The organism is Devosia sp. J2-20 (assembly GCF_055808475.1).
The window spans coordinates 1,485,580-1,501,614 of sequence record NZ_CM147870.1 but is presented as its reverse complement, the minus strand read 5'-3'; the positions used below and the strand labels follow the sequence as shown (position 1 = coordinate 1,501,614).

Here is a 16,035-nt window from a genome sequence, read left to right as displayed (position 1 = left end):
TCCTCACTCCGAGGACTGGCCGTTGCGTGGTGTCAGAATCGGCCGGTCAGAGGCCGCCATGATGAATGCCACCACATCCTGCACCAGCGCATCTTCCTTGAACAGGTCAGCGGCATCTTCGACCCGTTCGCGCAGTGTTCCCTCATTGGAGAAAATCTGCCGGTAGGCCGCACGCAGCCGGTGGATCGCTTCACGATCAAACTTGCGGCGCTTGAGACCAACCAGGTTCAAACCGGTCAGCGATGCACGATTACCCAAAGCCATGCCGTAGGGAATGATGTCGCCATCAACCATCGATTGCGCGCCGATAAAGGCGTGTGCACCAATGCGCGTGAACTGATGGATGACGCAAGTGCCGCCAAAAATGACATTGTCACCGATCTGGCAATGACCAGCGATGCCGACATAGTTGGCCATGATCACATTGTTGCCAATGATCGCGTCGTGAGCCACATGCGCACTGGCCATGATCAGGCATTCATTGCCGATCTTGGTCAGCATGCCGCCGCCTTCAGTGCCCGGATTGATGGTGACCGACTCGCGAATAACGCAACGCTCGCCGATTTCCAGCCGCGAGGCTTCACCGTGATACTTCAGATCCTGCGGCTCGTGGCCGACGGAAGCAAACGGGTAAATCCGCGTACCCGCACCGACCACGGTATTGCCGTCAATGGACACGTGAGAAACCAGCTCGACATTGTCATGCAGCACGACCTTGTCGCCCACAATACAATACGGTCCGATCTTGACGCCTTGGCCCAACTGCGCGCCGGCACCGACAAGAGCTGTCGGATGAACGATCGCTAGGCTCACGAAGTCGCCTCGACAATCATTGCCGTGATTTCGGCCTCGGCAATGACCGTACCGTCAACGATGGCCTCGGCCTTGTACCGGCCGACATTGCGGCGACGCTGGATCTTGGCAATGTGAAATTCAATCACGTCACCTGGACCCGCTGGCTTGCGGAACTTGGCCTTGTCGACCCCCAGCATCAAAACGATGTTCTTCTTGCCGCTGTTGGAATCGTGTTTGATCACGATTGCTCCAGCGGTCTGGGCCATGCCTTCAATGATCAGGACACCCGGAAAAATCGGGTTCTCGGGGAAATGCCCCTGGAAGATCGGCTCGTTGAACGTGACGTTCTTGACCCCAACCGCCGTCTCATCGCCATTGATCTTGATAATCTTGTCAATCATCAGGAACGGATAGCGATGCGGCAGGGCCGTGAGGATCTCGGCAATGCTCATTGCTGTGAGCTCAGTGCTCTCGGTCATCCCCGCTTAACCCCTTTTGATAGTTTGCGCATAGCGGCGATCTCTCGCCAGAAATCCATAATGTCCTGGGCAGGTGCCCCGGCAAGCTTAGAGCCCTCAGGCCAGTCCTTGGTGACGGCGGCGCGGCCATGAACGACCGACCCAGCACCAATCTCCAAATGCCCTGATGTGCCAACGCCGCCACCCATCAGAACCCCATCGCCAACGATGGTGGAACCTGACAGGCCCGACATCGCCGCAATAATGCAATTGCGACCAATACGGCAGTTGTGGCCGATTTGGACAAGGTTGTCGATCTTGGTGCCCTCGCCGATCATCGTGTCGCCAAGAGCGCCGCGATCGATCGTTGCATTGGCACCAATCTCAACATTGTTCTGGATCAGCACGCGCCCCAACTGTGGCAACTTGCGATTGGACACACCAAAGTCGAGCCAGCCAAAGCCCTCAGAGCCAATACGCGTGCCCGAGTGAATCACCACGCCATTGCCGATATGCGCACAATCGATGGTGCAGTTCGCGGCAATGGTCGTATTGCGGCCAATGGTGACACCAGCCCCGATGACCGTGTTCGCCCCGATGATCGAACCACGACCAATCTCGACGCCCTGTCCGAGCACCACATTGGTGCCGATCATCACATCAGCTTCGAAAACCGGCTCGCCCAAATCATCACGACCGCCGGCAATCACGCTGCGCGTGCTGTTGGGATAGAGATAGTCCAGGACATCAGCGAAAAGATGATGCGGCTTGTCGCACACCAGGGCCACGCAGTCCTCAGGAACGGCATCAGCCAAGGCCTGAGAAACAATGACCACACCAGCAGCAGTAGATTTAAGAGCGTCGGTGTAGCTGACATGGGCAGCAAGGGCGAGATCGTTGGCACCGGCCACATCGAGGTCAGTTGCGCCGTCGATCATCAGGTCGGGCGCTGCTAAATCCTGCAACAGATCGTTGCGCTCAAGCGCTCTTAAAAGGGTGCCGACAGTGGTGGGGCCGGCAAAGCGATGAAAACGAGTGTCGACCATGATGTCACTTAAATGCATTGAGCCGCGGCGCTACCGCCCCGCGGCTCAAAGAATTGTTTTACGCCATTATGGCTAGAGCAGAGTCCGCAGCGAAAGCTGGAAGACCTGCGTACGGTCCGACGTCGACTTGTTCAGCACGTGGGCGAAATCGCCACGCAGAGGACCAAATGGGCTGTCCCAGATCAGCGACGCGCCGATCGAAGTACGCCATGGAGCGTCCTGGCTGCCCGCATCAACATTGGACAGTGCGGCACTGCCAGTGCCAATCCGTGGCAGACCATCAACCCAAGCCGCATCGGCCCACAGGGCGCCGCTCAGACCATAGCTCTCAGGCACAGCCGGGATCGGAAAGCTGATCTCGGCAGACAGACCGGCATACATGGTTGCACCAAGATACTCACCGCTCTGCAGACGTGGACCAAGGCCCCGGCCTTCAAAGCCACGGATCAACTGCGTACCAGGATTGAACGCCTCAACCGCATGAACGCCGTTGCCGCTCAGATCATTGATCACGCCAGCCTGACCTTTCAAGCTCGCAACAATCCCGCTGTCTTCCACCACGGGCACGAAATAACGTGCGCGAGCTTCGGACTTCACCAGATTATGGTCCCAGCCAATGTACTGCTGGGTGAACGTTGCATAGAGGCCTTCAGTTGGCTTCTTGACATCATCCAGACCATTCCAGGTCAGGGTGTAGCCAATATAGGCCTTGTTGAATTCCTGACCATCCACCACCAACGATGACTGGTATGTCGGGTTGTCATTGACGTCGGTAATGATCTTGCGCTCGAGACCGGCAAACACCGTCGACGACAAGTCGGACGTCAGTGGGATACCGGCACGCAACTGACCACCGGTCGCCTGCGAACCATAGAACGTGCTGGTCGTTTCCTCATTGATGCGGTGATACGCGTCAATGCCGGCAGAGACCTTCAAGCCCATGAAACGGGGTTCGGTGAACGAGAAGTCAAACGTCCGCCCGGCCTGGGATGCACCAATGGCTGCGCGCAGATACTGACCACGGCCCAGGAAATTGCGTTCAGTCAGTGAGACCTCGCCCAAAATACCATCGGTCGTCGAATAGCCTGCAGTGGCGCCATACTCACCGGTGGACTTTTCGGTCACAGCGACATTGATGACCACCTTGTCAGGAGCCGAGCCAGCAGCTGTCGTCACGCTGACGGACGAGAAGTAGTCCAGTGCGTCAATGTTGTTGCGGCCACGAACCACCAGTGCACGATTGAAGGGGTCCCCTTCAGCAAACTCCAGCTCACGACGGATAACGAAGTCGCGGGTCTTGTCATTGCCGGTGATGTTGACCCGCTCAACATAGACGCGCGGACCTTCATCGACCAGGTAAGTGACGTTGAATGTGCCATTGGCAACATCGCGATCCAGACGGGCCCGGACATCAGCAAAGGAGTAACCCTGCGTAGTCGCTTCGTAGGACATGTCTTCGATCGCCGACTGCAGTTCGCTCACGGAATAACGACTGCCTTCACCTGTCTGCACAGTGCCGCGAAGCGCATCTGTATTCAGGCCAGGAATGCTGGTCTCGATACCGACGCCGGCAAACTTGTACTTCTGGCCTTCATTGATGGTGAAGTTGATGAAATAGGCATTGCGAGCCGCATCGTATTCACCGACTGACGTCACCTGAGCATCAGGGAAACCACGATTGGCGTAATACAGACGGATCCGCTCGCGATCGACTGCAAGCTTCTGCTCGTCATAGCCGTCATCTTTGAACAACCAGCTCAGAATGCCGGTTTCCTTGGTCAGCATGGCACCCTTGAGGTTACCACCCTGGATAGAATTATTGCCAGTGAAGTTGATTGCCGCGATACCCGCGCGATCACCTTCATTGACAACGAAAATAACACGAACACGACCATCAACAGTCGCCTCGGTCCGCGAGGTGACCGATACGGTCAGAAAACCATCGCGGTCATAAGCCTGGCGAATACTCTCGATATCGGATGCGAGACGCTGCTGAGTGAAAATGCCGGAAGCCGACACATCGACCATTGCCAGAAGCTGCGCATCTGTGAAGCGGCGATTGCCCTCAAACAACACCGAGCCGACCAGCTGCTCCTGCGCCTGAGCCGTCGCAGCGCCAAGAAGCGGGATGCTGGGACCTGCGAGCGGTGCTGCGCCCAGTATCGCTAGCGCCAGAAATGCGCCGCGCATCAACTTGGTGGGGTGGATCATATTGTTATTGCCTTCTGCGACCATGCCCAAGGAATCGCCATGCATAGCGCTCCCCCAAGACTAACTCCATTACACCGTTTTACCGCCTTTTTAACCAAGGACAAGGCGTAAGCCCTGTCGCGGTTAGCAAATGCTTGGTGCTCTTGTATTCCTGCAACACCTTACGAACCTAAGTTAACTGAGCGTTAACGCAGAATTCCCAGATGAGCAAAAACCGTATCGTTAAAGAGCGTAAACACCATGAGGCTCAGGACAAGGGCAAATCCGATACGGAAGCCGATTTCCTGAACTTTCGTGCTGAGTGGACGCCCTCGAACAGCTTCCACCAGATAGTACATGAGGTGACCGCCGTCGAGCATGGGTACCGGTAAAAGATTGAAAATTCCGATATTTAGCGAAAGCAAAGCCGTCAGATTTATGAGTGCGACGATTCCCAGAGTCGCAACCTCGCCGGAAACCTTGGCAACTTTGACCGGTCCACCCAATTGCTCGACATCACCGCGCCCCACAAAGAAGTCACCAAGAAAAGCGGCGGTGCGCTGCACAATGAAGCTTATTTCTTCGCTTGTCATACCAATCGCTTCGATTGGGCTGGGTCGATAGAGCGTTACATCGGCTTCAGCGACGTCGCGGCTCACCCCGATTCGGCCAATCCGTTGCGCATTGCCGAACCTGTCTTCCACCTCGGTGGCCTCAGGCACCAGCACCAGGGTCTCAAGCCTGCTACCGCGCTCCAGTTCGATGGTCACCGGCCGCTCAGGGCTGGTGGCGACCAGACGCTGGAAGTCCTCAAAGCCACGCACCGTATAGCCATCTACCGAGACGATAATATCACCCGGCTCCAGACCAGCCATTGCGGCAGGTGATTCAGCAATCACCGTGCCCACGACAGGCGGGATGGTATAGCGGCCATAGCCAAGCAGCAGCGCATACAGAATGACGAAAGTCAGAATGACATTGGCAACCGGACCGGCCAGCACAACAGAGATGCGTTGCCAGACATTCTTGTTGGCAAACAGTCGCTTGGACAACTCAGGATCGGCCTTGGCGATCACCTCACGGTCCGGCGTGCTGGCGGCATCCATATCGCCGACAAACCGCACATAGCCGCCCAGCGGGATCGCGGAGATACGCCAGCGCGTCCCGTGCTGGTCGTCCCAGCCGAACAACTCGCGGCCAAAGCCGACCGAGAAAGTCTGGATGGCGATGCCGTTCCAGCGGGCAACGAGATAGTGACCCATCTCGTGCACGAACACGATCACGGTCAGGACCGCGAGAAACGGAACGACGTAGGAGAGCAGCCAGTAGATGAATTCGAACATTGTCTTCCTTGTGCAGTCGGCGCCTTGCGCCAATCTACCAGTAGAGCAGCCCTTCAGCGACGGAGCCGAAGCCGAGATGAAGCGTGCCGACCAGCAACACCAGCAACACGCCAAATGTGAGGCTGTCCAGTCGGTCCATCAGCCCGCCATGCCCCGGTATGATGTCGCCGCTATCCTTGACCCGGAAATGACGTTTGACGGCACTCTCGCTCAAATCGCCCAACTGGCCCAGAACGCTGATCGCTGCTGACAACGCCAAGCCGATCCACCACGGGGAATCCGTCGCTAAAATCCAGATCACCAGCCCTGCCCCGGTGCCGAGCGCCAGGCCACCCAGTGCCCCCGACCATGTCTTGCCCGGTGAGATATCCGGAGCCAGCTTCTCGCCGCCGATCTGGCGGCCGGTGAAGAACGCCGCAGAATCGGTCATCCACACCACCGTGCCGAGATAAAGCCCGGCCCACACACCGGCCATGGTGTCGCCGCGCATGACAAGAGCCGCGATGATAATGGCGCCATAGATCAGCAGGCCCAGAACCCGCCACCACATGCCTTCGCCACGAGCCAACAATGCAATGACACAGCCAATGGCAATCACCGTCAGGCTGCCAAGGGCTCCAAACAGCGGAAATATCAGGCCAGACAAGGCAACAATGCCGATCAGCGCCATACCCGTCGGCGTGAGCGGCGCACGCGAGACCATGGTTTCCCACTCGCGATAGGCGCCGGCAAATACAGCACCGACGACCGCGGCGAAGAAATAGCTGCCGACAAATAGCGCCGCCACGGTCAGCGCAATCATGACCATCGCGGAAATCAGCCGCGGACCGAGATCTGACCACAGGCTGCGGCGACCGCCGGAGGGTTCTGAACCAAGCTCGCTGGGATCACTCAAGACTGCTCCGTCCCGATGCCGCCATACCGCCGGTCACGCTGCGAGAAAGTCTCGAGCACCCGCACAAAGCTGGCTTCATCAAAATCAGGCCAATGCTCATCCACAAAGACAAACTCGGCATATGCCGCCTGCCACAACAGGAAATTGGAAATGCGCTGTTCGCCGCTGGTCCGGATGATCAAATCGGGGTCGGGCAAACCAGCCGTATAAAGCGCCGCCTCGATGGTGGTCTCGTCGATATCATCGGCAGACAACCGGCCGGCCGCCACTTCGCGGGCGATCCGTCGTGTTGCTTCGGCAATTTCGGCCTTGCCGCCATAATTGAAGGCGACCACCAGAACCAGCCCGGTATTGCCGGCTGTCTTGGCTTCGACGTCGTCGATCAGACGCACCAAAGAGGGCTCAAGGCCATCCCGGCTGCCAATGATCCGCACCTGGACATTGTTGCGGATCAGTCGCTGCAGATCCGAGGCAACAAAGCGCCGCAGGAGATTGAAGATGAAGGATACTTCTTCGCTCGGCCGGCTCCAGTTCTCCGACGAGAAACTGAACACCGTCAGATGTCCCACACCATAGGTGATGCACAGCTCGACCATCTTGCGCAGGGATTTGACCCCTTCGACATGGCCTTCGGTTCGGCGCTTGCCCCGCGCCGTTGCCCAACGCCCATTGCCATCCATGATGACGCCGAGATGCTGCGGCACGCGCAAAGGCGACCGCTGCACCGGTTCGGCGACGATGGCTGGATCAATAGACATCTACGCCCTCCCAGCGCAGCGGGTTTGCGTCAAACCTGCATGATTTCCGCTTCTTTTGCTGCCACGACCTGATCGATATCAGCGACAGCAGCATCGGTGGCCTTCTGTACCAGATCGGACTGCGAGCGTGCCTCGTCCTGACCCAGATCGCCATCCTTTTCGGCTTTCTTGAGCGCGTCCATACCGTCGCGGCGAATATGGCGCACCGCAACACGGGCAGCTTCAGCATAGGTATGGGCAACCTTGGTTAGATCGCGCCGGCGTTCTTCGTTGAGTTCGGGCAGCGGCACGCGAATGATCTGCCCCTCGCCCATCGGGTTCAGACCCAGACCGCTATCGCGGATTGCCTTTTCAACGGCATTGGCCATACCACGATCCCAGACCTGCACGCTGAGCATGCGGGCCTCTGGCACGGTAACGGTCGCCACCTGATTGAGCGGCATGCGCGAACCATAGGCTTCAACAGTCACGGGCTCGAGCAGACTGGCGCTTGCCCGTCCGGTTCGCAAACCAGCCAGTTCGTCGCGCAGTGATGCAATCGACTTCTGCATGCGGGTTTTGAGGTCGTCCAGGTTATAGGCCATTCTTCCGTCCTTCCAGTCTAGAGCGGCAAGCCAACGCGCGTAGAGCGGGTAGTCCCCGCCAGCACACCGGCCAGACCGGCTTCGTCGTCAAGCGCATACACGATTATCGGCAAGCCATTATCACGAGCAAGCGCGAATGCGGCTGTGTCCATAACCTTCAAATTCTGACCGATCACGTCATCGTAGCTGATCGTATCATAGCGGGTCGCATTGGGATCCTTCTTGGGATCGGCTGAATAGACGCCGTCCACCTTGGTCCCCTTGAGCAACACGTCGCAGTCAAGTTCGATGGCCTTGAGCGCCGCTGCCGTATCGGTCGTAAAAAACGGATTGCCGGTACCACCGGCACACACCACGACAAACCCTTCATCCAGCGCAGCCTTGGCAGCACGTGCCGTGAAGCTATCGGCGACTGAGGGCATGTTCAGCGCAGAAAACACCTTTGACTTGATGCCCTGGCGGGCAATGGCATTGCTCAGGGCCAGTGAATTGATCACCGTGCCCAGCATGCCCATCAGGTCAGCGGTCACGCGATCAGTGCCATTGGCCGCAACAGCCATACCGCGGAAAATATTGCCAGCACCGATAACAATAGCGATCTGCGAACCGTTCTTGGCGGCATCAGCGATCTGCTTGGCAACGGACTGGAGAAATTCGGGTTCAATGCCGAAAGACTGGTCCCCGGCCAGCACCTCACCCGACACCTTGAGCAAAATGCGTTTATAGGCAGGCACCATCGACGAACCCCTTACGGAAAAAAGCGGTGGGGCACCGAATCCGGCGGCCCGGCAGACACTAAGGCAAAAGCGCCTTCAAAAGAAAGCGCTACACCAGTCGAAACAAGTTTAGACAGGGTTTTGTGCTCGATCCCGGGCCAAATCAAGGCAGGCGGGAGAACGGCGAGCGGGCCCTTGGGCCCGCCCGCAATCATTAAAGGCGTTACTTCTTCACGCCGGCAGTGGCAGCCACTTCAGCAGCGAAGTCACTCTCGGCCTTCTCAATGCCCTCGCCCAGCGCATAGCGCACGAACTTGGTCAGCTTGATCGGGGCGCCAACATCCTTCTCGGCATTCTTGATCGCATCGCGGACCTTGGTCTCGCCATCGATCACGAAGGTCTGTGCCAGCAGCGTGACTTCTTCGAAGTACTTGCGCATACGGCCATCGACCATCTTCTCGGCGATATCAGCGGGCTTGCCCGATTCCTTGACCTGCTCGAGAATGATGCTGCGCTCGCGCGCCACAACGTCCTGGTCGAGGTCTTCGGGATCGATCGAAAGCGGGTTGGTGGCTGCAATGTGCATTGCCAGCTGCTTGCCCAGAGTGGCCAGCGCAGCCTTGTCGCCGGTCGATTCCAGTGCAACCAGAATGCCGATCTTGCCCAGACCTGCCTTGACGGCATTGTGGACATAGCTTTCCACCACGCCATCAGTCACCGAGACAACCTCAGTGCGACGCAGGTTCATGTTCTCGCCAATCTTGGCGATGGCTTCGTTCAACTCGGCAGAAACCGAATGACCGGCGCCCGGGAACGGCATTTCGCCGAGCTTGGCAGCGTCGCCGTCAGCGTCGAGCGCCAGCTTGGCAATATTGTCGACGATGGTCTGGAACTGCTCGTTGCGCGCAACAAAGTCAGTTTCCGAGTTCACTTCGACAACGGCGGCCTTCTTGCCATCGGCGGCAATGCCAACCAGGCCTTCGGCGGCAATACGATCAGCCTTTTTGGCAGCCTTGGACAAGCCACGGGTGCGCAACCAGTCGATTGCTGCTTCCATGTCGCCATTGTTTTCGACCAGGGCCTTCTTGCAGTCCATCATCCCGACGTCAGTCGCGTCGCGAAGCTGCTTGACCATTCCTGCAGTGATATCCATGGGGTCACCTCTTGGCGGCCCCGTCTGAGGGGGCCGCATGGTTCAAATCAATATAGAGTTCGTCGTAGCGAACTTACTTGGCGGCTGGTTCAGCGGCAGCAGGTGCTTCTGCGGCAGCTTCAACAGCAGGCGCTGCTTCAACTGGCAGTTCTTCTGCAGGAGCCTGCTCAACAGCACCCAGATCGGCGCCGAAGTCGGACGACGAACGGGCGATGCCGTCAATGGCAGCCTTGGCGACGAGCGACACGTAGAGTTCAAGTGCGCGCGACGCATCGTCATTGCCCGGGATCGGGTAATCGACAGTGTCGGGATCGCAATTTGTATCAACGATAGCCACAACTGGGATACCCAGACGACGAGCTTCCTTGATCGCATTGGCTTCCTTGTTCGTGTCGATCACGAACAGCAGCGATGGCAGGTTGCCCATGTCCTTGATGCCGCCCAGGTCACGCTCAAGGCGTTCCTGCTCGCGGCTCATCATCAGGCGTTCCTTCTTGGTGCGCAGAGCGAGTTCGTCTTCGCTCATGGCTTCCAGGGTACGCAGGCGGGCGATCGAGTTCGAGATGGTCTGCCAGTTGGTCAGCGTGCCGCCGAGCCAGCGGGAGTTCACGAAGTACTGAGCCGACTGCTTGGCAGCATCAGCTACCAGCGGAGCAGCCTGACGCTTGGTACCAACGAACAGCACGCGGCCACCGTCAGCAACAGTGTCGCTGATCAGCTGCAGGGCGCGGCTCAGAGCCGGCACGGTCTGGCTCAGATCGAGAATGTGAATGTCGTTGCGAACGCCAAAGATGTAGCGTTCCATCTTGGGGTTCCAGCGGTGCTTCTGGTGACCAAAGTGGACGCCAGCTTCAAGCAATTGACGCATAGAGAAATCGGGCAGTGCCATGTGGGCTGCTCCTTGTTTACCGGTTGATGCCTCCACAAGGCGCTGCGACGGTATCCCGCCACCGGATGGATTTTCGGTTCCCCGAAAAGCCTGCCTCGTGTGTGAAATCGCGCTGACACACAGTCAAACGCAAGCGCGATATAGGCGATGTCTCTACAAAGGGCAAGTGAGATCAGCCCTGCCCCACGCCCATTCCTTGCGAAGGCAAACCGGCGGGCCGCACGACAGGCAGACGACAAACGCCCGAAGCACTGACACTTCGTGATCAGCGCACAACAAGCGTTCGCACCAAGGCCGTCAGCCAATGAACCCGACATGACAGCCACATCACCGTCGTCTAGGACGGCAGAAACCACGCTTCAATCAGTGGAAGCGAACATCGGTCACGCCTTCAAGCGCCTTGATGCCGCCGGCGACGGCCGTTGTCAGCAGGTAGGTGCCGGGCAGTTCGATCTCGTACTCACGGGCACCACCATCGCGGATCACCACGAAATTGACAGATCCCTCCCCGCCCCGCTTGAGCTGGGCACTGATAGATCCCAGGGGCGCGGCACTGGCAGCAAACACCGTCAGGCGGCGGTCGATCTTTTCAGCAATGCCATCAATGGGCTCGGCCGACAGCAGCCGCAGGCTCACGCCTTCAGCGCGCTCATCCGCGCCAACCTGCAGGATCACGGATTTGCCCGGCTGCAGAATGGCACCGAACTGGGTAATCTGCTCGGAAAACGCGATCACTTCATAGCTGCCCGACTGATCGGATAGCGTCAGGATCATCATCGGCGTTCCCTTGCGGGTCCGGCGATCCTGCCGACCGCTAATGGTCCCAGCCAGACGTCCCGCCGAGGCGCCATCCTTGACGGCCCGTTCAAAATCGCCCCAACGCTGCACGCGCAGCTTGTCGAACATGTCGGAATAGGCATCGAGCGGGTGGGCCGACAGATGGAAGCCAAAGGCTGAAAGCTCACGGTCGGCACGTTCGGTTGTGGACCAGTTCGGCACCCCTTCGGGCAGGCGCAGCGTTTCAGGCTCGCCAGCGTCGAACATGTTCCACTGACCTTCATTGCGCTCAGCGGTCAGCGTGTGAGCCATGCCCATCACGGTTTCGATGGCCGCAAAGGCCACTTCGCGCCGCGGCACGATATCATCAAACGCACCGGCGTTCGCCAGCGTTTCCAGTGTCCGCTTGGACAGCACGCGCGGATCAACCCGGCGAGCAAAGTCACCCAGGTCTTTGAAAGGGGTATCACCACGCACCTCGATGATGTGCTCTGCCACCTGGCGACCGACGCCCTTGACCGCGCACAGGCCATAAAGAATGGCCTTGTCCTTGACCGAGAACACCACCTGTGAGCGGTTCACGCAGGGCGGTACGAGTTCGATCTTGTTGCGCTTGGCTTCGCTGCGGAACTCGGCCAGCTTATCGGTATTGCCCATATCCAGCGTCATCGACGCTGCCAGGAACTCGTGCGGATAATGCGCCTTGAGATAGGCGGTCTGGTAGCTCACCAGGGCGTAGGTTGCGGCATGGCTCTTGTTGAAGCCGTAATTGGCGAACTTGGCGAGCAGGTCAAAAATTGTGTCGGCGAGCGACTGCTTGAGACCGTGCTTGATCGCCCCTTCGCGGAAACGCTCGCGCTGCGCGTCCATCTCCGCCTTGATCTTCTTGCCCATGGCGCGGCGCAGCATATCGGCTTCACCCAGCGAGTAACCGCTGAGCAGCTGCGCAATCTGCATCACCTGTTCCTGATAGACGATAATGCCATAGGTCTCATCGAGCACCTTGGACAGCTCTGGATGCGGGTATTCCACATCCTCGCGGCCATGCTTGCGGTCACAGAACAGCGGAATATTGTCCATTGGACCGGGACGATACAACGCCACGATAGCGATGATGTCCTCGAACCGGTCGGGCTTCATGTCGAGCAGCGCCCGACGCATGCCGGCGCCCTCAACCTGGAACACGCCAAACGTGTCGCCCCGCGCATACAGCTCGTAGGTCGGCTTGTCGTTAATCGGGATATCTTCGATCCGGAAGCTGCCGCCATCCAGATTGACCATATTGACCGCGTACTGCACCGTGGTCAGTGTCTTGAGGCCCAGAAAGTCGAACTTGACCAGACCGGCGGCCTCGCTCCACTTCATATTGTACTGGCACACCGGCATGTCCGAGCGCGGATCGCGATAAAGCGGCGCCAGATCATGCAGCGGCCGGTCACCAATGATGATACCGGCAGCGTGGGTCGAGGCGTGGCGGAACAGACCTTCGAGATTTTTGCCGATGGCCACCAGATCGGCCACGGTTTCGTCTTCTTCGCTCAGCGCCTTGAATTCGGGGACCTCGGTCATGGTGCGCTCGATCGACCAGGGGTCGGCCGGATTGGCGGGCACCATCTTGCAGATGCGGTCCACCTGGCCATAGGGCATTTGCAGCACGCGCCCGACGTCGCGCAGCACAGCGCGCGCCTGCAGCGTACCGAAGGTGATGATCTGACTGACCTGCTCCGTGCCGTATTTGCGCTGCACGTAGCGAATGACTTCTTCGCGCCGATCCTGACAGAAATCGATGTCAAAGTCGGGCATCGAAACGCGTTCCGGGTTCAGGAAGCGTTCGAACAGCAGATTGTAGGCCAGCGGATCAAGGTCGGTAATGGTGGTGGCATAAGCCACCAGCGAGCCAGCACCCGAACCACGGCCGGGACCGACCGGAATGCCCTGCGATTTTGACCAGCGAATGAAATCGGCCACGATCAGGAAGTAGCCCGGAAACTTCATCGACTGGATGATGTCGAGTTCGAACTCCAGCCGCTCCCAGTATTCCTGCTCGGTCTTGCCGGGTGCCGGACCTGTGGCTTCAAGGCGGTTGCGCAGCCCCTCCTCTGCCATGGCGCGCAGCGCGTCGGCCTCGGCCGCCACGGCGTCTTCATCGCTCAGATCTGGCGCTGCGGCGAATTTGGGCAGGATCGGCTTGCGGGTCTGCGGTCGGTAGGACACGCGCTGGGCGATCTCGACCGTGGAGTTCAGCGCCTCGGGCAGATCGGAGAACAGCGCCTCCATCTCGGCCCGGGTCTTGAAATAGTACTGATCGTTCAGCTTGCGCCGCTCGGTCTGGGCCAGCACGGTGCCGCCGGCAATCGCCAGCAGCGCATCATGCGCCTCAAATTCCTTGGCCGATTTGAAGAAGGGCTCATTAGTGGCGACCAGAGGAATGCCCTTGCGGTAGGCGTAATCCACCAGCCGCGGCTCCACGGCTGCTTCCTGCACCCGGCCATGGCGCTGCAATTCGATGTAGAAGCGCTCGCCAAACAGCTCGGCCAGACGGTCCAGCCGCTTGATCGCATTGGCATCCTGCCCCTGGGCGAAGGCCATGTCGATGGCCCCCTCAGGGCCGCCGCTGAGACAGATCAGCCCCTCAAGCCGCTCCCGCGAAAGCCAGTCCAGTTGCGCCCGCGCCGTGCCCCCGTCGCCTTCGATATAGGACTGCGAAACCAGTCGCGACAGATTGCCGAAACCCACCTCGCTCTGGGCCAGCAGCACCACGCTGGACTTGCCGCTCCAGGCGACGTGGCCGCGTTCGTTGACGCGCTCTTCGCTGGCCGCAAAATCAATCGCCAGTTCAACCCCGACCAGCGGCTGAATGCCCTTTTTGCTGGCTTTTTCGGAGAATTCCAACGCCCCGAACAGATTGCCGGTATCGGCAATACCCAGCGCCGGCTGCTCATCGGCGGCCGCGAGTTTGAGAATGGTCTCAAGCTGCAGCGCACCCTCAAGCAGGGAATAGGCAGAGTGAACGTGAAGATGGATAAAACCGGGGCCGTGCATGGTGAACCTTTATGACCGGCTCAGGGCGATTATCATACCGCCCCGATGCCGCAATCCACAGCCAGCGTCACACGAGTCGGGCAATGATATCCATCCAGGTGAGCGAACCAATCGTGAAGGCGCCCAGCGTAACGAATGCGGCAAAGTCCTTGATGAAAGTGAGCATCGTCGTCTCCCGTGTTGCTATGATGTTCTTATACGTTCGATGTTTGTTCCTGTCGAGTGTGACTAGCGGGAACAGCGGGGATTGGCGGTCACTGGTTAGCAGACTGTTAACATCGAGATGCACGCAAGCCGCAAAACCCTTGCCGCACGGGATCGAAGCGACCAGTCTTTGATCACCCTCCTCTCAGCGAGTCTCACTGCCATGTCGCCAGCCCGATGACCCCCACCCCGCAATTAAGTCTGGGGCTGTTGCTGACTGCTGCCGCCGGCTTCGCCGACGCGATCGGTTTCATCGAACTGGGCGGCCACTACACCTCCTTTATGAGTGGCAACACCACCCAGCTCGGTGACGCGCTGGCTCATGGCGGCTGGTCCATCGCCGCGACCGCTGCGTCGCTGGTGCTGCTGTTTGTGATCGGCAGCTTTATTGGCTCGATGCTGGCATTGCTGGCGGGGGCCCGCTGGGGATCGGGCGCGGTCACAGCTTTGGTGCTGGCGAGCGTGCTGCTGACCCTGGCGCTGGCCATGCTGGGTTTTCCGGCAACCCAGTTCATGCTGGTGCTGGCTGCTGGCGCGGGCGCGCAGAATGCCATTCTGCCGGCCACCGGCTCCGTGCGGTTGGGCACAACCTTCGTGACCGGTACGCTATTTGCCGCAGGCCAGGACTTCGCCCGTGCGCTGCGCGGACTGGCGCCACCCTGGCGCTGGCTGCAGCACCTGCTGGTCTGGAACTCACTGATGATCGGGGCGCTGATCGGCGGCCTGGGCTATGCCATGCTCGGCATCAACGCCCTGCTGGTGCCCGCTTTGGTCTATCTCGGCTTTCTGATTGCCTTCATCGCGCGCCGCCCCGCCAAGGTCATGGCCTGAGCCCCACAGATAGGTTTGCTGGCTGAGCGGTCGGGGTCGGACTGCAAACCGCCCGCCCCAAACCAATCCGTAACCCCAACGTGACGCCTTGCGTGACGGCGCCACCATGAAGGCCAGCTTGAACGCCAGCGGGTCACGGCCTGACTGACGATAAAGGCGACCGGTCAGGCCATGATGAATGATGCCGGCCAATGGGCCAACAAAGCAGATCCGGCATTGATGAACCCCATCACACCACCAATGATCGGGGCCATGAAAAAGGTGATGAACGCAGCAAGAGCAATTTTGGTTGTCTTGGGCATGAAGTCTCCATCCAGAGTTGACTGACAAAGGCCATTCCCACGTCAACACCAG

The 16,035-nt window shown here is 59.0% G+C and carries 14 protein-coding genes; 1 reads left to right on the top strand and 13 read right to left on the bottom strand.

Going from position 1 to position 16,035, the window contains the following annotated elements; genetic code table 11:
* Positions 1-3 precede the first annotated feature (3 nt).
* The 12 genes from lpxA to dnaE form a co-directional block, all read right to left on the bottom strand.
* Positions 4-813, bottom strand: coding sequence for an acyl-ACP--UDP-N-acetylglucosamine O-acyltransferase (gene lpxA / locus AC0L37_RS07390; protein ID WP_282221573.1), 810 nt, complete (start codon positions 811-813; stop codon positions 4-6).
* Entirely contained in the window at positions 810-1,274 is a 465-nt protein-coding gene (gene fabZ, locus AC0L37_RS07385) for a 3-hydroxyacyl-ACP dehydratase FabZ (RefSeq protein WP_212657748.1), read from the bottom strand. The genes lpxA and fabZ overlap by 4 nt, the downstream gene beginning before the upstream one ends.
* On the bottom strand, positions 1,271-2,299 hold the full coding sequence (lpxD, locus tag AC0L37_RS07380; protein WP_282221574.1) for a UDP-3-O-(3-hydroxymyristoyl)glucosamine N-acyltransferase: 1,029 nt from the start codon (positions 2,297-2,299) through the stop codon (positions 1,271-1,273). Before lpxD ends, fabZ begins: the two co-directional genes overlap by 4 nt.
* A gap of 72 nt (positions 2,300-2,371) precedes the next feature.
* A complete protein-coding gene (bamA, locus tag AC0L37_RS07375; RefSeq protein ID WP_473314880.1) occupies positions 2,372-4,555 on the bottom strand; it encodes an outer membrane protein assembly factor BamA in 2,184 nt (727 codons plus the stop codon).
* Between the two features lie 140 nt (positions 4,556-4,695).
* The gene (gene rseP, locus AC0L37_RS07370) at positions 4,696-5,832 is read right to left on the bottom strand and encodes an RIP metalloprotease RseP (protein WP_282221575.1); all 1,137 of its coding nucleotides are present in this window, start codon (positions 5,830-5,832) and stop codon (positions 4,696-4,698) included.
* Between the two features lie 34 nt (positions 5,833-5,866).
* The gene (locus AC0L37_RS07365; RefSeq protein ID WP_282221576.1) at positions 5,867-6,727 is read right to left on the bottom strand and encodes a phosphatidate cytidylyltransferase; all 861 of its coding nucleotides are present in this window, start codon (positions 6,725-6,727) and stop codon (positions 5,867-5,869) included.
* Positions 6,724-7,485: an isoprenyl transferase gene (locus tag AC0L37_RS07360; protein ID WP_282221577.1), complete on the bottom strand. Its 762-nt coding sequence runs from the start codon at positions 7,483-7,485 to the stop codon at positions 6,724-6,726. The genes AC0L37_RS07365 and AC0L37_RS07360 overlap by 4 nt, the downstream gene beginning before the upstream one ends.
* Before the next feature lie 29 nt (positions 7,486-7,514).
* Positions 7,515-8,069, bottom strand: a complete 555-nt coding sequence (frr, locus tag AC0L37_RS07355) for a ribosome recycling factor (RefSeq protein ID WP_212657742.1) — start codon at positions 8,067-8,069, stop codon at positions 7,515-7,517.
* Between the two features lie 17 nt (positions 8,070-8,086).
* Complete coding sequence (gene pyrH, locus AC0L37_RS07350) at positions 8,087-8,806, bottom strand: UMP kinase (protein ID WP_212657741.1); 720 nt, start codon at positions 8,804-8,806, stop codon at positions 8,087-8,089.
* A gap of 202 nt (positions 8,807-9,008) precedes the next feature.
* On the bottom strand, positions 9,009-9,938 hold the full coding sequence (tsf, locus tag AC0L37_RS07345; protein WP_212657740.1) for a translation elongation factor Ts: 930 nt from the start codon (positions 9,936-9,938) through the stop codon (positions 9,009-9,011).
* Between the two features lie 73 nt (positions 9,939-10,011).
* On the bottom strand, positions 10,012-10,827 hold the full coding sequence (rpsB, locus tag AC0L37_RS07340) for a 30S ribosomal protein S2 (RefSeq protein WP_212657739.1): 816 nt from the start codon (positions 10,825-10,827) through the stop codon (positions 10,012-10,014).
* 363 nt (positions 10,828-11,190) lie between these two features.
* Positions 11,191-14,646, bottom strand: a complete 3,456-nt coding sequence (gene dnaE, locus AC0L37_RS07335) for a DNA polymerase III subunit alpha (protein WP_282221578.1) — start codon at positions 14,644-14,646, stop codon at positions 11,191-11,193.
* Positions 14,647-15,027: 381 nt separating this feature from the next.
* Between dnaE and AC0L37_RS07330 the strand changes: the two genes are divergently transcribed.
* Entirely contained in the window at positions 15,028-15,681 is a 654-nt protein-coding gene (locus tag AC0L37_RS07330; protein WP_269368638.1) for a YoaK family protein, read from the top strand.
* A gap of 164 nt (positions 15,682-15,845) precedes the next feature.
* Here the strand turns inward: AC0L37_RS07330 and AC0L37_RS07325 are convergent, their stop codons facing one another.
* The gene (locus AC0L37_RS07325) at positions 15,846-15,983 is read right to left on the bottom strand and encodes a hypothetical protein (protein ID WP_212657736.1); all 138 of its coding nucleotides are present in this window, start codon (positions 15,981-15,983) and stop codon (positions 15,846-15,848) included.
* Positions 15,984-16,035 lie beyond the last annotated feature (52 nt).